18 protein-coding genes are annotated in these 22,308 nt (G+C 39.8%); 4 read left to right on the top strand and 14 right to left on the bottom strand.

Features of this window, described 5'->3' with window-relative positions:
• Nucleotides 1–3: 3 nt before the first annotated feature.
• The 4 genes from BK009_RS00365 to rimI form a co-directional block, all read right to left on the bottom strand.
• Nucleotides 4–1,176 carry an amidohydrolase family protein gene (locus BK009_RS00365; RefSeq protein ID WP_100907537.1) on the bottom strand — a complete coding sequence of 391 codons (1,173 nt, stop codon included), beginning with the start codon at nucleotides 1,174–1,176 and terminating at the stop codon, nucleotides 4–6.
• Between the two features lie 220 nt (nucleotides 1,177–1,396).
• A complete protein-coding gene (carB, locus tag BK009_RS00370) occupies nucleotides 1,397–4,582 on the bottom strand; it encodes a carbamoyl-phosphate synthase large subunit (RefSeq protein ID WP_100907538.1) in 3,186 nt (1,061 codons plus the stop codon).
• Nucleotides 4,583–4,680: 98 nt separating this feature from the next.
• Nucleotides 4,681–5,763, bottom strand: coding sequence for a glutamine-hydrolyzing carbamoyl-phosphate synthase small subunit (gene carA, locus BK009_RS00375; RefSeq protein ID WP_100907539.1), 1,083 nt, complete (start codon nucleotides 5,761–5,763; stop codon nucleotides 4,681–4,683).
• Between the two features lie 369 nt (nucleotides 5,764–6,132).
• A complete protein-coding gene (gene rimI / locus BK009_RS00380) occupies nucleotides 6,133–6,591 on the bottom strand; it encodes a ribosomal protein S18-alanine N-acetyltransferase (protein ID WP_100904704.1) in 459 nt (152 codons plus the stop codon).
• 28 nt (nucleotides 6,592–6,619) lie between these two features.
• Here rimI and BK009_RS00385 point away from each other — a divergent pair, with 28 nt between their 5' ends.
• From BK009_RS00385 to BK009_RS00395, 3 genes are all read left to right on the top strand, one after another.
• Nucleotides 6,620–7,009 carry a UPF0146 family protein gene (locus BK009_RS00385; RefSeq protein WP_100904703.1) on the top strand — a complete coding sequence of 130 codons (390 nt, stop codon included), beginning with the start codon at nucleotides 6,620–6,622 and terminating at the stop codon, nucleotides 7,007–7,009.
• Nucleotides 7,010–7,149: 140 nt separating this feature from the next.
• Complete coding sequence (locus BK009_RS00390; protein WP_100907540.1) at nucleotides 7,150–9,672, top strand: calcium-transporting P-type ATPase, PMR1-type; 2,523 nt, start codon at nucleotides 7,150–7,152, stop codon at nucleotides 9,670–9,672.
• Nucleotides 9,673–9,775: 103 nt separating this feature from the next.
• The gene (locus BK009_RS00395; protein WP_100907541.1) at nucleotides 9,776–10,645 is read left to right on the top strand and encodes a precorrin-6A/cobalt-precorrin-6A reductase; all 870 of its coding nucleotides are present in this window, start codon (nucleotides 9,776–9,778) and stop codon (nucleotides 10,643–10,645) included.
• A 389-nt stretch (nucleotides 10,646–11,034) separates the two neighbouring features.
• Here BK009_RS00395 and BK009_RS00400 read toward each other — a convergent pair whose 3' ends face one another.
• The 4 genes from BK009_RS00400 to BK009_RS00415 all read right to left on the bottom strand — a co-directional run bounded on the left by BK009_RS00400 (nucleotide 11,035) and on the right by BK009_RS00415 (nucleotide 14,516).
• Entirely contained in the window at nucleotides 11,035–11,610 is a 576-nt protein-coding gene (locus tag BK009_RS00400) for a zinc ribbon domain-containing protein (RefSeq protein WP_100907542.1), read from the bottom strand.
• A 68-nt stretch (nucleotides 11,611–11,678) separates the two neighbouring features.
• Entirely contained in the window at nucleotides 11,679–11,975 is a 297-nt protein-coding gene (locus BK009_RS00405; protein ID WP_100904698.1) for a zinc-ribbon domain-containing protein, read from the bottom strand.
• A 256-nt stretch (nucleotides 11,976–12,231) separates the two neighbouring features.
• Nucleotides 12,232–12,984, bottom strand: a complete 753-nt coding sequence (locus BK009_RS00410) for a zinc-ribbon domain-containing protein (RefSeq protein ID WP_100904697.1) — start codon at nucleotides 12,982–12,984, stop codon at nucleotides 12,232–12,234.
• Between the two features lie 299 nt (nucleotides 12,985–13,283).
• Nucleotides 13,284–14,516, bottom strand: coding sequence for a proteasome-activating nucleotidase (locus BK009_RS00415; RefSeq protein WP_100904695.1), 1,233 nt, complete (start codon nucleotides 14,514–14,516; stop codon nucleotides 13,284–13,286).
• A gap of 160 nt (nucleotides 14,517–14,676) precedes the next feature.
• Between BK009_RS00415 and BK009_RS00420 the strand changes: the two genes are divergently transcribed.
• The gene (locus BK009_RS00420) at nucleotides 14,677–15,153 is read left to right on the top strand and encodes a multiprotein bridging factor aMBF1 (protein ID WP_100904694.1); all 477 of its coding nucleotides are present in this window, start codon (nucleotides 14,677–14,679) and stop codon (nucleotides 15,151–15,153) included.
• Nucleotides 15,154–15,361: 208 nt separating this feature from the next.
• Here BK009_RS00420 and BK009_RS00425 read toward each other — a convergent pair whose 3' ends face one another.
• From BK009_RS00425 to BK009_RS00450, 6 genes are all read right to left on the bottom strand, one after another.
• Nucleotides 15,362–15,748 (bottom strand): DUF356 domain-containing protein, encoded by a 387-nt coding sequence (locus BK009_RS00425; RefSeq protein ID WP_100907543.1) that lies wholly within the window; start codon nucleotides 15,746–15,748, stop codon nucleotides 15,362–15,364.
• 3 nt (nucleotides 15,749–15,751) lie between these two features.
• Complete coding sequence (locus BK009_RS00430) at nucleotides 15,752–16,972, bottom strand: hypothetical protein (protein WP_198517227.1); 1,221 nt, start codon at nucleotides 16,970–16,972, stop codon at nucleotides 15,752–15,754.
• Between the two features lie 96 nt (nucleotides 16,973–17,068).
• Nucleotides 17,069–17,500 (bottom strand): hypothetical protein, encoded by a 432-nt coding sequence (locus BK009_RS00435; protein WP_100904692.1) that lies wholly within the window; start codon nucleotides 17,498–17,500, stop codon nucleotides 17,069–17,071.
• Between the two features lie 31 nt (nucleotides 17,501–17,531).
• A complete protein-coding gene (locus BK009_RS00440; RefSeq protein WP_232727981.1) occupies nucleotides 17,532–19,112 on the bottom strand; it encodes a Mur ligase family protein in 1,581 nt (526 codons plus the stop codon).
• A gap of 520 nt (nucleotides 19,113–19,632) precedes the next feature.
• Nucleotides 19,633–21,045 carry a Mur ligase family protein gene (locus tag BK009_RS00445; protein WP_100908747.1) on the bottom strand — a complete coding sequence of 471 codons (1,413 nt, stop codon included), beginning with the start codon at nucleotides 21,043–21,045 and terminating at the stop codon, nucleotides 19,633–19,635.
• A gap of 110 nt (nucleotides 21,046–21,155) precedes the next feature.
• On the bottom strand, nucleotides 21,156–22,232 hold the full coding sequence (locus BK009_RS00450) for a glycosyltransferase family 4 protein (RefSeq protein WP_100904690.1): 1,077 nt from the start codon (nucleotides 22,230–22,232) through the stop codon (nucleotides 21,156–21,158).
• Nucleotides 22,233–22,308: the final 76 nt, after the last annotated feature.

Genomic DNA, 22,308 nt, shown 5'->3' on the forward strand with positions numbered 1-22,308 from the left:
GTTTCACCTAAGGTATACTAAGTTACCATCTGTCATGAGACCTATTATGTTTTTCGATTCAGTGCGGTTAATCAGGGACAGTATGGGATTGTCAGATAACTGTTCCACCATCATAATGTCGGCCAGCATACCTTCTTCAATACACCCAATTTTTTGGTTCAGAGTCTGTCCAGCATTCACAGTGGCCATCTTCAGTATTTCCACTGGGGGAAAATATTCCTGATAGTGTCCTCGGGTAACCTTTAAGGCGTATTCCATTTCTCTAAACATGTTGGGTGAATTGAACATTAAGTTATCAGTGCCCAGTAAAATGTTTATTCCCTTATCCCACATATCTCTTATGGGTGGTATTCCAACGGAAAGCGCACCATTGGAACGTGGACAACAAACAACAGATTTACCAGTTTCGGTTATTAAATCCAGGTCCTGGTTTAGGGGTGCTGTGACATGGATAAGAATATCAAAACCAGCTTCCAGGGCCCTTTGAACTTCAGTTTTACCGGTGCAATCAAGTGAATTATGTTGTACTTCTTGGTATTCTGCAACATGAATTGCGGATAGTTTTCCAGCACCGGCACAGGTCGCGGTGATAATATCCACTACATCATCGTTGATTTCACCAAAACCACTCAAACCAATACCATCTGAGGATTCAAGTATTTTCTGGGTGTTTTTCATTATTTCAGTCTCAATATTCTGAGTCAGAGGATGGGGTAATGGTTGGAAAAAGGAATCATGACGTCCTAAAATTACCTTCCGCATGGGAATTTTTTCACCCGCTTCTTTAAGTAGGGATACTCCCCTAACCCCTCCTTCTCTGAAATCAACTAGGGTGGTGGTTCCAGTGTCCATCATTTCATGGAGAGCGTTTTTCATGGAGTTAATAATATCCTGAGGGTTGGCATTGGCAAGTAGTTGATGTTTCAGGCCATGGGGTGGTTTTACAATAGTTTCAATGGACTTCCCGTCACCAATATCTTTAACCACCGAGTCCCCAATGTGTACATGGCTGTTTATTAATGAAGGGGAGACAATACAACCGTTAGCATCAATTTCTTTACCTCCTGACGCATGGGGGGAAACTTCTACAATTTGATTACCTTCAATTAGGATATTAGCCTTCGTGGGTTCCATTTGAGGACCGTATAATACCAGGCCATTTTTGATGTTAAGCATACAGGGAAAAGTATGTTCAAGTGGTTATTTAATTTTTCGAACAAACAAAAATTCATTCTTTAATATTTCATCCTGGTAAAAAAATCAACATCTTAATAAAAAAAATTCTGGATAATGTTAAATCTCCAAATAATCAATAATCCCTTTTATTCAATAAATCGCTTGAAATGAAAAACAATAATTAAATTTAAAAAGATTAAAAATATGGTGAAAATTAAAATCAGGTAGGTTTATGGTATTCGTTGAGGGATTTAACTCCAATTTTTCCTTTCTCAACATTTTCAATGGCATTTAAAGCTGCCCTTGCCCCGGCAAGGGTGGTGACATAGGGTATTCCCAGTTCAACTGCCATTCTACGGATGTAATATCCGTCATCTGCTGATTGTTTGCCAGAGGGAGTGTTGATGATCATGTCAACTTCCTTGTTGAGGATGGCATCACGTATATTAGGGGAACCTTGGCTGACTTTGCGAATAATATCAATCTCCACCTGATCCTGAATTGCTAGTGCAGTTCCACGAGTCGCGATGAGCTTGAAACCCAATTCTTCGGCTTTTTCAGCTATATCCTGAATTTTATTCTTATCTGCATCACGAACACTAATAAATATGGTGCCTTTCTGAGGTAAGTCCATTCCTGCAGAAAGCTGTGCTTTGTAGTAAGATACTCCAAAATTTTCATCAATTCCCATACTTTCCCCGGTTGACTTCATTTCGGGACCAAGTACTGAGTCTGCTTCTGGTAATTTTATAAAGGGGAAAATGGATTCTTTAACAGCCACGTGGTTTATCTTTACTTCATGGGATAGTCCGAAATCTTTGAGTTTTTTACCCATCATCAATTCCGCTGCGATTTTGGCCAGGGGCACACCCATGGCTTTACTAACAAAAGGAACAGTTCGACTAGCCCGGGGGTTGGCTTCCAGTATGTAAACCTTAGGATTATCTTCATCCATTTTAAATGCATACTGAATGTTCATGAGACCCACTACATCCAGTTCCAGTGCTAACTTCATAGTATATTCTTTGATGGTTTTAAGCACCTCTTCAGGGATGCTCTGTGGGGGTATAACGCAGGCAGAATCTCCGGAGTGTACTCCAGCTTCTTCAATATGTTCCATTATTCCCCCAATGAAAACATCTTCCCCATCAGAGAGGGCATCCACATCAATTTCAATGGCATCTTCCAGGAATTTATCCACTAATATGGGGTGTTCTGGTGAGATACGTACTGCTTCCTTCATGTACTCCCGGAGTTCGTCATCATCATACACTATTTGCATGGCCCGACCACCCAGAACATAGGAGGGTCGTACCAGCACCGGGAATCCAATATGCTCAGCTACTTTACTGGCATCTTTGAAGGAATGGGCAATACCATAATCTGCCTGTGGTATTTCCAGTTTATTTAATACTTCAGTGAATCGTTCCCGATCTTCAACCCGGTCTATGCTTTCGTGGGGTGTTCCCAGTATACGCACTCCCTCCTTGGCCAGGGGAACTGCCAGGTTAATGGAAGTCTGGCCTCCGAACTGTACCACCACTCCGTAGGGTTTTTCCTTATTGATTATGCCCATAACATCTTCCAGGGTAAGTGGTTCAAAGTATAGTTTGCTGGAGATATCGTAATCAGTACTAACAGTCTCCGGGTTATTGTTCACGATGATGGTTTCAATACCAGCATCTTTTAGAGCCATAGCTGCATGAACACAGCAGTAATCAAACTCAATACCCTGACCAATCCTGATGGGTCCAGCACCAATTATTATAACCTTTTTCTCATCAGAAACAGTTACTTCATCTTCATTCTCATAACAACTATAATAATATGGAGTTTTAGCTTCAAATTCCGCTGCACAGGTGTCAACCATTTTATATGAAGGTATTATTCCATCCTTTTCCCTAGTCTTTCTAATGGTGTTTTCTTCTAAGCCAGTTATCTGGGATATTTTACGGTCAGAAAAGCCCATCTTCTTGGTTTCGAGCATTAGGGGAGGTTGGAGGATGTTTTCAGCGTTTATCTCTTTTTCCCATTCCACTATGTTCAGTATTTTATGGAGGAAAAATGGATCAATTTGGGTTATCTCCAGGATACGTTCCACACTCATCCCGGACTTTAAGGCACTGTAAACTTGGAATAAACGTTCATCAGTGGCATTTTTTAGTTTTCCTTCATCGAATTCCACGGTGTCAAATCCAAAGCTTCCCACATCCAGACTTCGTATGGCTTTGTGCAGGGATTCCTCCAGGGTACGGCCAATGGCCATAACCTCACCAGTGGATTTCATCTGCACTCCTATCTCCCTGCTGATGCCTTTGAATTTGTCGAAGGGCCAGCGCGGTATTTTGGTGATTATGTAATCTAGGCTGGGCTCGAATGATGCCGGTGTTTCCTTGGTAATATCGTTCTGAATCTCATCCAGGGTCATGCCCACTGCGATTTTAGAGGATATTTTGGCGATTGGGTATCCGGTGGCCTTGGAAGCCAGGGCACTGCTCCTGCTCACCCGTGGGTTCACTTCAATGACCTTGTATTCTCCAGTTATAGGATGTACCGCAAACTGTATGTTACAGCCGCCCTGTATCTCCAGGGCGCGTATGATCTTAATGGATGCATTCCGGAGGCGCTGATTATCCACATCAGACAGGGTCTGTGAAGGGGCCACCACAATACTTTCTCCAGTGTGGATGCCCATGGGATCCAGGTTCTCCATGTTACAAACAATGATACAAGTATCATTCTTATCCCGCATCACTTCATACTCAAATTCCTTCCAACCCATTACAGACTGGTCAATGAGCACTTGGTTAATGTAACTCATATCCAGCCCCCTGGTAGCGATTTCTTCCAGTTCCTGGCGATTATGGGCCACACCGCCACCAGTTCCACCTAAGGTAAATGCTGGTCTGACAATAACCGGGTATCCTATCTTTTTAACCGCTTCCAAGGCTTCTTCTAAAGTTGACACTGCTTTGGCTTTGGGTACTGGTTCATTGAGCTTCTTCATGAAACTGTCAAATAGATCCCGATCCTCAACATTTTTAATGGTCTGGACTGATGATCCAATTACTTTAATTCCTTCCAGTGCACCTATTTGTTCCAGTCCTGTGGCTACGTTCAGACCAGTCTGCCCCCCCATAGTGGGGAGCACAGCATCAGGTTTCTCTTTTTCAATGATCTGAGCCACAATTTCCGGTGTGAGTGGTTCCACGTAAACTGAATCAGCCATGTCCACATCAGTTTGTATGGTGGCGGGGTTGCTGTTAACCAGCACAGTTTCAATACCCTCTTCCTGGAGGGATTTACAGGCTTGAGAGCCCGAATAATCAAATTCTGCGGCCTGGCCAATCTGGATGGGGCCTGATCCAATGATGAGTACCTTGTTAATGTCTTTGTCCCGTGGCATTTCTAATCCTCTTTGTCATTATGTCACTTCTATAAATTTAAGCAAATATTTAATATATCTGAATCCATCTGGACACTTAAAATTAAACAACATCCATTTCAATATTTTTTAAGAGTTTCCAGGAAGTTGTCAAAGTAGTAGTCAGTGTCATGGGGTCCTGGCCCTGCTTCGGGATGGTACTGTACACTGGAAATAGGGAGTTCTTGATGTTCTATTCCTTCTACCGTACCATCGTTAAGGTTTATCTGGGTAACATCGATGGGTAAATCTGCACAAGTATCCAGATCAATGCTAAAACCATGATTCTGGGAGGTTATGGAAACTTTACCAGATTGGAGATCCTTAACTGGCTGGTTAATTCCCCGGTGACCAAATTTCATTTTGTAGATCCTGGCACCAAAGGCCCGAGCAATAATCTGCTGACCTAAACAAATACCAAAGATAGGAAGTCTATTTGAAAGTTTCTGCACAGTTTGGATGGCCTCTTTCACCCGACTGGGATTTCCAGGTCCGCTTGAAACTAAGAGCGCTCCTGGTTCGTAGTCCATAACTTCCTGGGGTGAAGTGTTATATGGGAGGAGAACAACACCAATTTCTCTTTTAAGAAGGGCGTTGATACTGTTATTTTTTATCCCACAGTCCAGGATAACCGCCCGGCTTTTATATTCTTCACCTAAAATTTTAGGTTGGGTTACTGATACTTTATCCACCAAGTCTATATCTTCAATTCCTGGCTGATTTTGGGCCATGGCCATAAGTTCATCATCATCAATCTCTTCAGTAGACAGGGCTCCTTTCAGAGCTCCATATTTCCTGATTTTTAGTGTAAGGGAACGGGTGTCGATTTTACTGATCCCAGGGATTTTATATTCCTCTAAAAAACCGGATAAACTATTTTCAGAGTGACTATGTGATGGGTATGGGTTTTCTTCTCTCACCACGTATCCTTCGGCTTTTATCCCCTTGGACTGGAACCATTCCTCTGATACCCCATAATTTCCCTGTAACGGGTAGGTTGACATGAGGATCTGGCCCTTATAGGAGGGATCAGTAAGGGATTCCACATAACCAGTCATTCCAGTGGCAAAAACTACTTCACCTGTCTTAATTGTTTGGTAACCGAATCCTTCTCCTTTAAGTATTGTACCATCCTCTAAAGCTAATTTGGCCTCTTCTTGCATTCAATCACCATGTTATTAAATATCTTAGGCATTATTCTTTTACTTAATATATTATATTCCAGTTATTTCCAATTTTGGCTAAAATGGGTAAGACTAATTTTACGCTAATTTATTTAGATTCAATGCTTCTCAATTAATATGCCAGTTCTAGTATTTTATCATTATGAATTTCACAATCTGATGTATCTTTATTCTAGATATGATTTGGCTAGTCTATGATATGTAACTGATTATTTATTCAAATTACCCACATGGGATAAAATGTTTAAAAATTCTAAAACTCAACCAGTATATGATGACTTCATATTGGATCTGGTATCAATATCGGGGTTCTTTATATCTGGATTTTTTATGTTTTTAGGAATTTTTTTAAGCGGCGGTTAAATCATCAAAATCTTCCATTAACTTTTCCATAATTACCGCATCTTCCCCATCCTCATAATAATCAATTAAAGGAGTTTTTTCAATAAAACCTAATTTTCTATAAAATTTACGAGCTTTACGATTTCCCTTCCTTACTTCAAGGTGAATGTTTTTTACATTATATTTTTTGAAGATTTCCAGTGCTGTCCCCACCAGCTGGGATCCAATTTTCCTTCTATGGTATTTTTGGTCTACAGCGATGGAAATGATATGACCTTCATCTTCAAATCTGATCCAAAATATAATATACCCCACCACAATATTATCTTCCTGAGCCACTAGAAAACCAGCCCCTAAATTGTAAATATCCACCAGAACATTGGCTGGGTAAGGGTCATTAAAGGATGATAATTCAATTTCCAGGACTCTCTTTAGATCTGGACGTTTGAACTCTCTTATTATCATGAAATTCTCCATTTTGAAGTGATAAAAAATGTGGAGTGACTTTACAGAATACATTATAAAACATTATTCCCAATCTTCCCGTATTGTGGAAGTGGCAGTGGGACGCTTCCCCGAAGTGGGATGTAAGTTAAAGAAGCATCTTAAAGGGGATATTATTTTAACTGATATTAAACCTTACCATGATTGGATCATCCTAGATGATATTAGACAACCTGACTTAAAAATATATAAGGATGCCGGACTTATCTATTCCATAAGACCCCCTGAAGAATTACACCCTTATCTGGAGAACCTTTCTAGAGAAACAGGGGCTGATTTAATCATTAAACCCCTTTCCACGGATTCTATCAATACTAAAGAGAAAATGAATCTAGTTAATTTTAAAAAAGCAGTTTTTTATAAAAAATCTTTTAAATAGAGTTTATAAAGGTAGAACTAATAAAATATAATGTTCAGTTCAAGTCCAAATTATTGCATAAAATAATAAACTTAACATTATAAATCATAATACTAAAAAAATAATATTAATTTTATATTAGATGTTTAGGTGCATTTCCCATGAAATGGAAAAAATTAAGTGCAGATGAAACTTTAAAAACCCTTAATACAAGTATTAATGGTTTAAGCAGTTCTGAAGTTCAAAAACGTATATCAGAACATGGTAAAAACGAACTGGTTGAGGAAAAAAAGGCCGGACCCATCCAGATATTCCTGGGGCAGTTCAAGGACATACTCATAGTGATCCTGCTTATCGCCGCTGTTGCAGCATATTTCGTTGGAGACACCCTCGATGCAATTGTAATACTTATCGTGGTGTTTATAAATGCAGTGGTCGGATTCATCCAGGAATACCGTGCTGAAAAAGCAATGGAAAAGCTTAAAGGCCTTATTTCCACAGAAGCGGTGGTTTTGAGGGATGGTCAGGAGAAGAAGGTACCGGCAGGAGAACTCACCCCTGGAGATATTGTCCTTTTAGAGGAAGGGGATAAAGTACCGGCTGATCTCAGGATAATTGAAAGCTACGATCTTCTGGTGGATGAATCAAGCATGACTGGAGAATCCCTACCAGTTGAAAAACATCCCAACACCCTATCCACTGATGATCACGGCACGGAGAACATGGCCTTCATGGAGACTAATGTTGCATCTGGCCGTGGGAAAGGTGTAGTTGTAGAGATTGGTATGGACACCGAGATTGGTAAAATCGCGGAGATGATTCAGGGAGAAGAAGAACAAACTCCCCTACAACAAAAAATAGCTGGTCTCGGTAAGACTTTGGGGTTATTGGCAGTTTTAGTCTGTTCAGTGGTGTTTGTACTGGAGTACCTGCAGGGAATACCTCTGGTGGAAACATTCATGACTGCGGTTTCCCTCGCAGTGGCCGCGGTTCCCGAAGGGCTTCCCGCTATTTTAACACTAACTCTGGCCCTGGGAATGCAGAGAATGGCTAAAAGTAATGCCATTGTCCGAAAATTACTGGCAGTAGAAACACTGGGCTCATGTAATGTGATCTGTACTGATAAAACCGGAACACTAACCCTGAACCAGATGACAGTTAGGGACGTCCGTGTAAATGACCCAGAAATGGTTTACACCATATCTGCCCTCTGTAACAATGCCACTCAATCAGAGGGGAAACTCTTAGGAGATCCCACCGATGCATCACTCTTACTCTATGCTGATGAAAATGGTCACAACCGGAAGGAACTGGAGGAAAAATATCCCCGTTTACTGGAGATACCATTAGACAGCACACGAAAAAGGATGACCACAGTCAATCAGATAGGTGCGGACAGATACATCCTGATAAAAGGAGCACCCGAGGTTCTTCTCCAAAAATGTTCCCAGATAAAGGGGGATAAAGGAGTTTTTTCCATCAAACCTGAAGACGTGGATAATGCAATGAGAGACCTTAAGGCAATGACTGGAAACGCACTCCGTGTTCTTGGATTTGCCTACCGCAAACTGGGTCCTGACGAAGATTTGGAAGATAAAGAGGCACTGGAAAAAGACCTCATATTCGTGGGATTGGTGGGCATGATGGACCCACCAAGGGAAGAAGCCAAACAAGCCATTGCCCAGGCTAAAAAGGCAGGCATAAAGGTAGTGATGATCACTGGAGATCACAAGGATACTGCGGTGGCCATAGCCCGTGAAATAGGTATTACTGAAGGTGAAATCGTTGCACTCACTGGCAGTGATCTAGACCAGCTCAGTGATCAGGAATTTGAAAACCTGGTGGATGATGTCAGTGTGTACGCCCGTGTGTTCCCAGAACAGAAGGTCAGAATTGTGGAAACTTTAAAGAAAAAGGGACATGTTGCCTCTATGACTGGAGATGGGGTAAACGATGCCCCTGCCCTCAAAAAAGCTGCTATTGGTGTGGCCATGGGAAGTGGTACTGATGTAGCTAAGGAATCCTCAGACATGCTCCTTCAGGATGATAACTTCGCCACCATAGTCAAGGCAGTGGGTGAAGGTCGTACCATATTTGATAACATTCGCAGGTTTGTTCGATTCCAGCTTTCCACCAACATTGGAGCCATACTAACCATAACCTCAGCCTCGGTAATGGGACTGCCAATTCCCTTTAACCCTATCCAGGTTTTGTGGATAAACATCATTATGGACGGACCTCCAGCCCAGTCTTTAGGTGTGGAACCACCTGAAAAGGGTGTTATGGAACGCCCACCCCTCAAGGAGGAAATCATTCCCCGGAAAAACCTAATTAAAATAGTAGTGGCCGGGGTGGTCATGACTTTAGGTACACTGGCCCTGTATTATTACCTGTTATCTGGTGGTGCCGACTTAACCAAGGCCATGACCATGGCTTTCACAGTCTTTGTAATGTACCAAATATTCAACGTGTTCAACTGCCGTTCTGATGGAGGATTCTCCAACAAATTCCTCTTCATAGCAGTAGGGGCTTCATTCCTGCTACAACTGGGAGTAATATATTTACCATTCCTCCAGGGAATCTTCCGCACCACTTCACTCGGTGCATTTGACTGGGTTTTAGTCCTGCTGATTTCCTGTACCATATTCATCAGTGACTGGCTGGTTGGAAAGTTCCTTAAATGAATCAATCCATTCAGGGTGTTTTATTCCTTTGAGTAGAGTCCAGAAATTTATAAAATCAGGTAAATATTCTAAAATTAAAAGAATCCAGGTTTAGAGGTTAAATATGAATGTGTTGGTAATGGCAGGAACCAGTGATGCCCGGAAGATCATCACCGATCTTTCAATGGCCGGAGGGATCAGTGTTCTAGCCACTGCCACCACACCTCATGGGGTGGAGCTGGCAAAAAGTTCCGGGGCAAAACAAGTTATGGAAGGATTCTTTGATGATGAAAAACTGGCAAATATCATAAAGGAAAATGATATTGAACTTTTAATTGACGCCACCCACCCTTTTGCATCAACAGCCACTAAAAACGCTATTAAAGCTTCAGATGTTGAGGGTGTTGATTATATTCGTTTTGAAAGACCTTCTACTTTAATTCCAGATAGCCAACTCATTCATCAGGTTAATTCTTTTGAAGAGGCTGCCGTAGTTGTCCGGGAGATTCTTAATATAAATGACAGTCTTAAGGAGGAAAATCCTTTAACTGGTAATGTGTCTCCAAAGGGTAAAATTTCTTCAAAGGGTAAAGTTTTACACCTGGCAGGGGTGAACACTCTCCATCATCTTACCAAGGTAATATCTCCAGATCTGATTGTGGCCAGAGTACTTCCAATGGTTTATTCAGTAAGGAAGTCTCTGGAACTGGGCATACCTTATGTTAATATATTGGCCATGGAGGGAACCTTTTCCCGCCGCTTCAATGGCATTCTTATGGAAGAATTCCAGATAAAAGTAGTGTTAACCAAGGAAAGTGGTCCAAGCGGGGGGACCATGTCCAAGATCCAGGCGGCACTAGACTTGGAGGTGCCGGTGGTGATTGTGATGCGCCCGGAAATAGATGAATTGAATGGGAAGATGGTGTTTGGTGAGGTGGAACTTCTCATTGGTGAGGTCTTTTCCAGATGTCAGACTCAATCAGAATCTGGTTAAAAATATTTTTTTTATGGGATTTCTTTTAAAGGAAATTTTAGGTAACTAAGTAGTTGAAAAATCGATAAGAAATTAATGTAAGCCTCAGCTCGCCCATCAGTCATCATCAGTTCAGAGCTCATAGGGTTCATCATTGGCTTGTATACTAATTTAATGTTTATTTTTTATTAGTTTTATATTCTTTCAATGAAAAAATTAATTAATATAAACATGGAATTCACATTTAAAACAGCAGACCCACAAATAGGAGATTGTAATAGCAAAACTATATTATCAAGTATAAACTGGGCAGCAGAGGTCTATGGCGCTAAATAGTAAATATTTTCCTTTTATTTTTCCTTCATTTTCATGCAATAATTTATATTCCAATATTTCTTATTTAATATGGTTCATTCAACAATCACTTTATCGCCTAGAATGAGGGGTATACTCTGTTGGAATTGTTTGTATTTGTTGTAATCCATAACTATAAAAGTGTAATCAGCGGAGGTGGTCTCAACTTTTATTGAAGGGGCTAAAAGCATTCTTTTTTTCCCCATTACTACGTTTATTATTTCATTATACGGTATGGTAATTACATTTGAATTTCTAGCTGCCATTTCCTTGAAGTTCATGGTACGAGCTGCTTTTTCTCTGTCAGAAAGGCTCTTTTTTTCCACATAATGGCCTATAATTCCTCCGAATGCAAATCCCATTCCACCAGTTAAAAAAGATCCTTCAGCAACGTAGAGGTTTTTATCAGTGAAGTAGAGAGTTTTCCGGTTGGTAAGACCAGATTTCCATGTAACGTTAATCATTTCCTGAAGTAATTCGTTTTCACCATGGGAAACTTGTGGTTCGCTTTGACTCTGAGATTTTAGAGTTTCGTTTTGATCATCTGATATTTTTTGCAATTTCTGACCACAATTAGAACAGTAAACTGCACTATCCCCATTTTTATTACCACAATTGGTGCAAAAAACCATTTTTTTATACACTCCTATTAATATTAAATTACTCTCTTTTTGAAGGTATGATTATTTGTTATATTTTATTATAACAGCGTCAATATAAGTCCTAAAATCATGCTTATGCCCGCTATGATAACTATGTTCCGACCGTGAAACTTTGAGCTGGGGTTATCTTTAGATAATAAATACAAACCAATTAAAATCCCAAAAAGTCCACCTAAAATAGCTAATATGTATCCCAAAATTACAATCAAAATAGAAGGTTTTTTTGCATCATAATAATCAAATGATTGGTCTTCAGTGTTATTTAATATTTTACCGCAATTTTGACAATACTGGGCATTTTCAAGGTTTTCAGTTCCACAATTCGTACAGAACATGCTCAAGTACCTCCTTAAAGTTAATTATACATAGAAATCAAGGGACTGCAGTGATTTTAAACTATTTATTAATCTTTTTTATTTCTCATTTACACCTTACCTTTATTATTGGATTAACCCGCCCAATCAAAAGATTTTATTTATAATCTAATTTTTGGATTAATAAAATTTATAGGATAGATATTATCCTCCCCTTAAGTGAAATTAGTATACATTCCATTGGCAGGGGAGGAATTATACCATTATCCAAATTCAGTTAATATACTAACTCCCAGTCTTCAGTGGTTCCATCACCATCTACATCATAATCAATACCAGTTTCTTTGTGGGCAGAACTTGATTTCGTCTCTGTGCCTTGAGTTGGGGTCTGAGTCGCTGTTTCAGTTGCAGTCGTTGTTTCAGTTGTGGGTGGTGCTTCAGGTAAAACTCCAGGTGTTACTATCACAATAGTGCCAACACCCTGGGTATTGCTGGAAATATCTATGGTGGCACCATTGGGCAAAGTTAATGTGACCTGAATCTGACCATTGGCATCTTTGGTACCTCTTGTTGGTATAAAAACACTTTTTCCATTGAATACGCTGGCAATATTTGGATTTGTCCCAATGTATTTCACAGGAACTTGCCATACGGTTTTCCCATTTTGTTTAACCTTCGTTGGTTTACTGACCACAAAATTTTTGGCCTCCCCTGGATAATTGTTGGTGGTATTGTTCACAATATTGTTCACAATATTAACAGCACCCTCCTCTGAAATGGCTTCCTGGGCAAACACGTCTGTTCCAAATATAATGTATGCTCCAAAAACAGATACAAGCAGGATAATCACACCTATCAAAATAAAAACAGTACCTGAAACTGGATTCTTATCATTCGATGAGTGTCCAGATGAATTTTGTGCATACGGTCTTTTTACAGGTTTTTCAACACCCGAATCCATTCTATAGCCACAACTTTCACAAAATTGGGCATTTTTTTGGTTTTGAGTTCCACATTTCGGACAGAACATTTCCTAACAATCCCCTAATTATTATTAACCAATAACTTAATTCAATCTCAATATTTATCCTGCTGTTGATTATTATTATAAAAATTATCTGTGAAAATAAAACAAAATTATGTTATTTTATGATTTCTGGGGGGGGGAATAAACTTTCAAATGAATCCAATTTTGAATATTAAATTTAGAAAAAGTAAATAGGGAGATTTAATTTGTATGTAGTCCAGAAAAATATTTTTACTAGGTGCTGAACTTTTCTGATACTAAAAAGAAGGAATAAATGGATATAAGTTCCTAAAAATGGAACTTTATCCGTACATCACTCCAGCTTCTTTTCGCATTTCCTCGTCACGTTCCATGCCGATGATCTTATCCACTGCATCCAGGAAGTCGTTCATAACCACAATGGGTCTTTCCTCCCTTATGGCGAACATACCTGCCTCGGTACAGATTGCTTTAAGATCTGCTCCGGATGCACCTTCACTGAGGCTGGAGACGAGTTCAACGTCCACATCTTCTTCTAAATTCATGTTTTTAGTGTGGATCTTAAGTATTTCTCTCCTACCATCCTCGTTGGGTATGGGCACTTCGATGAAACGGTCGAACCTTCCGGGACGGAGTAGAGCAGGGTCCAGTATGTCAGGTCGGTTGGTGGCAGCAACTATTCCCACATCTCCCCTTCCCTCAAACCCATCCATTTCTGCTAAAAGCTGCATTAGGGTTCTTTGAACCTCACGATCACCGCTGGTGGAACTTTTAAGTCTTTTAGCTGCAATGGCGTCTATTTCGTCTATGAATATTATGCTTGGGGCTTTTTCCTTGGCCAGTTCAAATACACCACGCACCAGGCGGGCTCCTTCTCCAATATATTTCTTCACGAATTCAGAGGCCACGATTTTAATGAAGGTAGCATTGGTTTCATGGGCCACGGCTTTAGCCAGTAAAGTTTTACCAGTACCTGGAGGCCCGTAGAGGAGCACTCCTTTTGGTGGTTCTATTCCGATATCGGTGAATAGCTCTGGTTTTTTAAGTGGTAATTCAACGGTCTCCTTGATCTCCACGATCTGTTCTTCGAGTCCGCCGATCTGTTCGTAACTTACATTTGGTTTTTCTTCAACTTCCATACCAGTTACGAGTGGATCTTTTTCAGATGGTAAAACACTGACGATGCTGAATGTCTGCTGGTTAAGGGCCACTCTGGCTCCGGGTTCCAGTGACTTTTCATCTAAGAAACGAGAATAACCAATTACAAAGTGGGGTCCGGTACTGCTTTTTACCACAACTTTCCCCTCATCTAAAACTTCAGTTACAGTTGCAATTACCAGTGGTGGTGATCTAAACCTTTCGATTTCCCCACGTAGGGATTTCACTTCACGGTCCAGTCTCATCTTCTCGTTTTCAATCAGGAGCTTGTCTTTTTCCAGTTTCCTGACCTTCCACATCAAATTTCTCTTAGTTTTGGCGTTATCCTCTTTCAGGATTTTTATCTCTTTTTTTAGGTCTTCTATCTTTTTTAAGATGTTTTGGGATGTTTTTTCCATCTTACAAGTTCACTCCTCATTAGGTTGGTGAAGAATAATATCAGCTTATATTGATATTATTTATTGGGTTTATTGTCTCTAATAATATTTAAGTATTGAGGTATTCAAATATATACCAATTAAACTATAAAGATTACCAATTAAAACTAAAGGGATCAGCATGAGATGTGAGATATGCGGAAAAAAGGTTATTGGAAAGCCAATTAGAACGAAAATCGAAAATTCAATTATGTTAACCTGTAATGATTGTTCAAAATTTGGTAAAGTACAGAGAGAACCCCCAAAACCACAACGTGGCCCTGGAAGCAGGGCTCCGGCAGGTAGAAGACGATCATATAGATCTCAGGAACCAACACATGAGGTTATTGAGGACTACCAGACTGTTATAAGGGAAGCCCGTGAGAAAAAGGGTTGGTCCCGTGAAGATCTTGGTGAAAAAATATATGAAAAGGTTTCAGTGATACACCGTCTTGAATCAGGGAAAATGGTTCCTGATCTGAAACTGGCGAGGAAACTGGAAAGAATCTTAAAGGTAACTCTCCTGGAAAAAACAGAACAGGCACAAATGGATGACCAGAATGCTGCCCATATACGAAGAGCTACTATTGGTGATATAGCAAGGATCAAAAAGGGTTGAAAGACTTTTATCATTCATTTTTTTTTATTTTTTTATTCGTCTAACCATATTTTTTCATGACTAAAATCTCCCCAAATCTAAGTAAATTTTATTTTTACTGGTAGTTTTTTCTTCATATAATAGTCAGTTAAAAATAAGACAGTATAAAAAATAGAAGGATTTAAAAAAAATAATTCTAAACAAAAATATCTTCCTTTCATTTATAATCTTATTTATGCGATGGAGGATTTTTTGCACTGTTTGTTTTCTTCTTGGAAGAGTAATATCCTTTGAGTGGGGGGAGAGTGTTGAATATTTTCTTAATCTCTTCCCACTGACGGTATTCTTCGCTTATAACCACTAAATGTGCAGGGGGGTGTATCTTTCTAATCTGGAGAATACTAAGGGTAGCATCTTCCTTTACAGATACTAAAACTGCAATTTTAGATTTTGACCTTAATCTGTCTTTCATTATGCTTTTAGCATATTTATCGGCTAGATTATTGTCAATAATCCTCGGGGTTCCGTTAATCTTAAGTCCGGCGTGTCTTTCAATATCTGCCAGACTGTTAAGGATTTTTGTCTGGTTTTCAGCACGAATAAGTACAATGGTCATGGGTTATCGCCTTTTTTTAAGGAATGAACTGATTAGTGTGCTTCTGAATAGAACTAGAATTATTAGTATCAGTCCAATTGCAGTTTGTATACTTCCCACAATGTCCAGTATGGATGTGCTTATTGGCAGGTTCCATGGTGGTGAAGTTCGGTGGTCTGGTAGGGGTTTGAAGTAAACTCCCACGGAACGTGTGTTTTCCACTATGTTTATGTCTTTGGGTTCGATGTAATTCACTCCCACTAAAAGACCATTATCAATGGCATTGTTTATGGACTTGGCGATGGTTGCACTGTTGTAGCCGGTTTTCTTAACGGAATACTGGACAATTTCTTGGGTTGTTTCATAAACACCAGGAGCATCAGTTCCGTACACAGATACAGTGGTGCTGTTACTGGTGACCGTTATTTTGTTCGCCAGAGCCTCATAGGCGTAAACAGTTTTTAGTGCGGTGCCATCGTAGGGACAGGTCTGATAGTTCTCTGCTGCTGGGTATGCAATGCTCCAGCCATCTACAGGACATTCTTTAGAATAGGGTTCATCCATAGGGTAACCGGTGGTGTTTAGTTTGGAAGGAGTGAACATATCACCACTGGTAATGGAAGATACCAGGTTATTTCCCCCTCCACCATATTTTTCACCTGAATCCTTAGCCACTTCCTCAAATGCCGCACCTAAAATCTCAGTGGCAGGGTAACCGTCACGAATCATTTTACCAATCATGATTGCAGTTTCCTGACGCACAGTTTCAGCAGTCCCGTACTGGGGGTTACCATGAGTGTTACGTAGGTGTATAATGGCTCCTTTCTGTCCTGCGGGAAGTGTGGCCAGTCCTCCAGAAGCTGGAGTGGCGGTTATGGTTCCGTCACCAGCAACTGAAACAACATAAACATCAAAGGATCCTCCTACTGCAGCCCCAATGGTGGGTCCTCCGGTCATTACCCTTATGCCTGAGTAACTACTGGCTGCACTGGCAGCTTCGGATGCTGTTGCACCATTATTAAGTCGTTTAATAGTTTCTACAATGGCTGCCAGTCGAGGAGTTTCATTTCCTTCACCTCCAGAGAGAACGGTGAAATGTTTCTCTTTGGACATGATGAATGTTGATTGGAACATGTTATCTGCAAAGGACATACTACCTGCTGCTGCTCCATTGGGGTCTGTTCCAGTGGGGTCGGTGATAATCACCATGTTACAGGTTGCGGCTGAGGTGTTAACCAGTAACACCAGGGTTACCAGAAGCACCAGAATTCTCTGTAAATTGTTCTGAATCATCTCGGTTTCACCTTAAAATTATTTTTACCATTTTCCTCAAGCTCAATTTCAGCCAACCTGATTTATCTCTACAGTAGAAAAATCTTCGATAACGTTAACCGTCAATATACCAGTTTGTTTATCCAGTTTCACATCAACCGCTTTAATGGGAGTTGCTTTTGTTCCCGGAACTGTGGAAAGCATGGCTGCCTGACGGGCATTTTCCAGAGCTTCATTCAAGGGGACCTTTCGTTTACTGGTTATAAGAGTATCTCCCTGGATATAACTACCAGTTCTAAAACCAACATTGGCAATGTTGGTCCGGATGGAATCTGTGGGAACAATATCATTCCCTTTCACTATAACCCCTGCAATGGGAATACCCTGTTCTGATTCTGTTGAAGAAGCGTAGGACATGTATGACATCAGTCTTCCAGATGTGATAAGAATAAATGCCAACATTAGAATTATCAGGGTATCTCTTCTTACCTTAATGAACATGTTTTTCACCTGTATTCAATAATCTCATAAATTATCTTTTGAATCTGTTAATATCCTCTGAATTTACAAAAATTTTTATATTTTCTTTATATTTAACGGCAGCTTCGCCAATGCATACTAGTGCATCCGCATCACATCTTAATCCTTTTTTAAGGCCTTCAATTACCTGTTCAGCAGTGGCTCCCAAGGTGCCATCACGGAATTTCTCAGGTTCAACTGGGGGTAATATGATCTTCCCTGATGAAATAAATTTTTCTGAAGCCAGTCTGGAATAATAGGATGCTGGTATAATAAAATCCGCGTAATCAATGGTTCTTTCTATAATATCCAAATCTCCAGTTTCTCCAGATTCTGATGAAATGGTTATTACCACTGCTAATTTATCATAGGTTTTATTAAGTTCTCTGAGTACTGTTTCAACTCCTGAAGGATTGTGAGCATAATCTACAATTAAGTTCATATCTTTATCCTTGTGAATGTATTCTAAACGTCCTGGAACTCCTTTAAATGTTTTAAGATATTTTTTAATATCTTCAAGAGGTATTTTTAATATTTCATGCCCGGTAGCAATGGCTCCCAGGGCATTGTAGACATTGTGTAATCCTGTGATGCTCATTTCCATTTCAATTTTATTGTTATCAGTTTCCAGGATGAAACTATTACCCTCTACATTGGTGGCTAAATAATTTGGAATCGGACGTTTCAAACCACATTCACAGAGGTAATACCCTACTCCTGAGATTGTTTCATTTAGATCGATTTCTCTTCCACAACAGCATTCTTTTTTACTTTTACCCTGAGGAGGATGGTCAACTCCAAAGCTTACTACTTTCCCGTCATAATTCTTATTGGATACCAGTCCCCATACTGCAGGATCATCTCCATTAATCACCACAGTTCTTCCCCTAAGCTCTTCTAATAATTCACCTTTGATAAGGCGATAATGCATGAAGTCCTGGTTGTGGTTCAAGTGATCTGGATTTATATTGGTTATCAAACCACAGGAAGGATGACAACGGTCTAATATGAACTTCAAATCTCCCTTATTCCCTTCAGTTCCGGTTTCTACCACAGCAACATCCCCATCCAACCTGCACTGTAATGGGGGTATGTAATCCACATTCCCCTGGAGAGTCATGAATCCATGTTCGGTGGGTTTAAATCCTGCGTTGTAACAGAAATGCTTTAGTAGAGTGGTGGTGGTTGTTTTACCATTGGTTCCAGTTATACAAATCACTGGTTTATTGGGGGTGATCTCCAGTATAAGATCATCCACCTCCATCAGTTGCGCAGGGCTGTCTTCTATTTTCTGGAACAACTTCGAAGATCTTTTGAGGCTGGGGGGTGGGATGATATAATCTGATGATTTAAAAAAGGATTCCGGATGTTCATTCAGACAGATTTGGGTATTATAACCATTCAGAGTATAAAGGAAGGGGCAATTATCCGAACTGTGGATGTCTGTACATATTACTTGATGACCATGGTCCATCAGAACCCTGGCAACCAGGTTTCCCACAACTCCACATACACCAATGACTCCATAGGTTTTCATTCTCTTTTGAGGAATCTTATCAACCTCAGATGAATGCTTATCCATATCAGTACTCATTTTATTTAACACCAGTTTATTATAATACAGTTATACCAGTTAACATGTCTAATCATCAGATTTTAACTTGTATTATCTCTCTAAAATTTCAGCTTTTACGATAAGATCATTTTTTTTCAAATCTTAATTGAGGTTCAGTAAATGTTTAATGTAAAATCCTTGAATTAAACACTGTAATTAATCAGAAGGTTAATCTGGACTATTAGTTAATGTTTTTGATTTTTAGTCTTACAGGAAGTTATCAAGGCTATTTTTATTATTTAACCTTAATAAATTCATTTATAATTTATTAATAAGATGAATGGAATTTGGATAAATCTACATCATTTTTCAAGTTAAATGATGTGACTTAAGAAGGCATAATGAATGATAATCAATTATTTTGATAAAATGTATAGGTACGTGATTAAATATTGGGGAATTTCAAGTATGGGATTATTATCTGATCGTTTATCAGCAATGTTTTAATTTTTTAACATCCCAAGTTATAATACCATTAACTAAAATATCAGGACTATTCTTAAGTTATATTCTGTAAAACATCTGATGCGGGGTCCATACCTTGGGCACCAATAAGTAGTATGGTTTCATTATTTTTCGCTGATTTTAAAGCCTTTTTTAATGCTTCAATCAGGGTGTCATAATGGATGTAATTAATTCCTTCCTTTTGCAGTACCTCTATAAATACCTTTTTCTCAGAGGGTTTAACCCAGTTAGCATTATCCACCACATCTTGACTACTGGTTATTATCAAGTTATATTTCACCTCTTTAATGGACTTAGCAACAGCCTGGGCATTTAATTGGTTAAGGGATTCACCTCTGGAACCTCTAATGGCACAGACCAGGTGAAATTTTCCTGATGCTAAACCAGCAGCACTTTTTATGGTGGCTTTAATACCCTCAGGATTATGGGCAAAATCATCAATGATCAAAGGATCAGTACCCAGCACAGTGAACCTGCGTTTTAATGGTTGGTATGATGACACAGCTCTTCGAATAACTTCTGGCGTGATTTTAAGGGCCAGGGCCGTACTAACCGCGGCTAGAGTGTTCTGGATGAAATGTGGGCTCTTAAATGGTAGGTCTTCCAGGGGGATAAGCAGTTTTCCTTGGAAAAATATTCCTTCTTTCCTAAATTCAACGTTGGTTCTGGAACCATAGAATACAACTTTTGAAGTTGATGGAACCATACTCTGCATATCCCTTATTAATGGATCATCATGATTTAAAACAACACAATCTCCTTTGAATCCCTTTAATGCACTTGAAATTTCGCGGGATGCTTCTTCCAGTGAATTAACCAGCCCAATGTGGTCCAGGGCCACGTTAGTGAGAACCACTACCTGGGGCTGGATGGCCCTGGTCATAAGATGGGCATGATCCTCCATGTTCCTATCATCCCATCCTTGCACCTCAGAAACCTCCAAAACAACGGCCTCTAAATCTCCCTCAAACTCTGCAATCTGCTTGGCTACCATGGGATCTATTAGGGTGTTGAACTCTGATTCTGAATCAGTATTGGTGTGGGCAGTGTAACCTGCTTCTTTAAGAATAGTATGGATCATATGGGTGGTTGTGGATTTACCGTTAGTCCCAGTTACCACTATTCTAAGGGTATTTGGGGCATAGGTCTCAAGAGCCCAGCGAATGGCTAAGGCATTGATCAATTCAATCCTTTCAGTTAAAATAATGGGAATTTTGAATTTTTCAGCTATCTGAAGGGCATTCCCACGTGTATTCTGGGTTATAATGCAGGAAGCACCATTACGCGAGGCTATCTCCACACCAGTTTCATCAATCCAGTGGCGGACTACCATATCTCCTTTTCCAGCATCCTTCAAGATGTTAAATTTACCATTCACAATTTGATTAATACCAATTAACTTTCCCTGACACTTTTGAGCGAGTTTAAGGGTGGTGAGTTCTTTCATTATCCTATTCCTGTCCTTTAGATTTATCCCATTATGTTAAATGCATATTAATTTTCCTAGTCCTAAATTTATTGGCATATATGGGTTATTGAGTAAATTTTAAAATATGGCTACCACATGAATTGGTAGACTAAAATAGCTGCTAAGCATATTATAAATGTGATTGACCAGTAAAGAGCTATTATCTTTTTCTCAGAGAGGCCCTTGTAATGTAAAGTATGGTGTAATGGTTCAACAGGTAATTTTATAATATGGGAGCGATGCATGAGACTGACCACCACTGAGATAATCGGTATGGCCAGGGCGATAACTGCAAAGTAGATAACGTCCCCTAGGAAACCAGCAGTTATGTATCCGGCTCCCAAGGCAAAGGATCCGGTGTCCCCCATGATAATACTAGCAGGGTAATGGTTGAAAACCAGGAAACCAAGAGATACTCCGGTTAAAACTCCGAAAGGAATGGTCGCATTAGGATTACCGTTGATCAGTGAAAAAATAGCACAGGAAGCTGATGCAATGGTTAGTATGCCTGCTGCTAGACCATCCATTCCATCGATGAGGTTTACGGAGTTAATGGAACCGATTACTCCGAAGATCACCAGGGGGATTATGAAGATCCCTGCTTCAAATCCTAAAACAGTACTGCTCACTGCACCGGTGGCTGCCAGGAAAATTCCAAGAACTATTTGGGCAATTATTTTATTTCTTTCTTTTCCTTCGGTTTTTATGGGAGTTGCACCGGTAATTTCGACTTTGCCATTGCCTAATAACTTTGGAAGATCTTCTTTAGCTTTTGGTGTTGCAACCCGCGCTTCTTCACCCGGATTAAGGGTCAGTCTGCCAATGTTTAGGGGTTGGGTGGTGATGTTACGTGCTACCTTCTGCACTTCCTTGATCTTCAATCCTAGAAGATCATCCAGTAATCCCACTAAACCTGCACTTAACATTATCAGCACGGTTAGTACCAGGTTTTTTTCATTAAAATAGACTGATGCAGCCAGTGCTGCACCCAGAAGCATGGCCAAACCTCCCATGGTGGGGGTTCCGGTTTTATGTTTGTGTTCAGTTACTATGGGGCTGTCAGTTACATCGGCATCCTTCAATATCTTACGTACGAAGTAAGTGAAGAATATCGTTGCTAAAACGGTTAGAATAAATGCTAAAATCAGTGTCTCTACTATGCTCAATGTACCACCTTATAATAACGAAATATGCATGAATTTCAGTAAATGATTCATTTAACTAATAAACTATGGCTGTGAA

Origin of the sequence: Methanobacterium subterraneum, from assembly GCF_002813695.1 — an archaeon.
GTDB lineage: Archaea > Methanobacteriota > Methanobacteria > Methanobacteriales > Methanobacteriaceae > Methanobacterium > Methanobacterium subterraneum.

Coding starts and splice junctions, on each gene's coding strand:
- BK009_RS00365 (WP_100907537.1), bottom strand. CDS start 1,176: ATGCTTAACATCAAAAATGGCCTGGTATTATACGGTCCTCAAATGGAA.
- carB (WP_100907538.1), bottom strand. CDS start 4,582: ATGCCACGGGACAAAGACATTAACAAGGTACTCATCATTGGATCAGGC.
- carA (WP_100907539.1), bottom strand. CDS start 5,763: ATGCAAGAAGAGGCCAAATTAGCTTTAGAGGATGGTACAATACTTAAA.
- rimI (WP_100904704.1), bottom strand. CDS start 6,591: ATGATAATAAGAGAGTTCAAACGTCCAGATCTAAAGAGAGTCCTGGAA.
- BK009_RS00385 (WP_100904703.1), top strand. CDS start 6,620: ATGTGGAGTGACTTTACAGAATACATTATAAAACATTATTCCCAATCT.
- BK009_RS00390 (WP_100907540.1), top strand. CDS start 7,150: ATGAAATGGAAAAAATTAAGTGCAGATGAAACTTTAAAAACCCTTAAT.
- BK009_RS00395 (WP_100907541.1), top strand. CDS start 9,776: ATGAATGTGTTGGTAATGGCAGGAACCAGTGATGCCCGGAAGATCATC.
- BK009_RS00400 (WP_100907542.1), bottom strand. CDS start 11,610: ATGGTTTTTTGCACCAATTGTGGTAATAAAAATGGGGATAGTGCAGTT.
- BK009_RS00405 (WP_100904698.1), bottom strand. CDS start 11,975: ATGTTCTGTACGAATTGTGGAACTGAAAACCTTGAAAATGCCCAGTAT.
- BK009_RS00410 (WP_100904697.1), bottom strand. CDS start 12,984: ATGTTCTGTCCGAAATGTGGAACTCAAAACCAAAAAAATGCCCAATTT.
- BK009_RS00415 (WP_100904695.1), bottom strand. CDS start 14,516: ATGGAAAAAACATCCCAAAACATCTTAAAAAAGATAGAAGACCTAAAA.
- BK009_RS00420 (WP_100904694.1), top strand. CDS start 14,677: ATGAGATGTGAGATATGCGGAAAAAAGGTTATTGGAAAGCCAATTAGA.
- BK009_RS00425 (WP_100907543.1), bottom strand. CDS start 15,748: ATGACCATTGTACTTATTCGTGCTGAAAACCAGACAAAAATCCTTAAC.
- BK009_RS00435 (WP_100904692.1), bottom strand. CDS start 17,500: ATGTTCATTAAGGTAAGAAGAGATACCCTGATAATTCTAATGTTGGCA.
- BK009_RS00440 (WP_232727981.1), bottom strand. CDS start 19,112: ATGAGTACTGATATGGATAAGCATTCATCTGAGGTTGATAAGATTCCT.
- BK009_RS00445 (WP_100908747.1), bottom strand. CDS start 21,045: ATGAAAGAACTCACCACCCTTAAACTCGCTCAAAAGTGTCAGGGAAAG.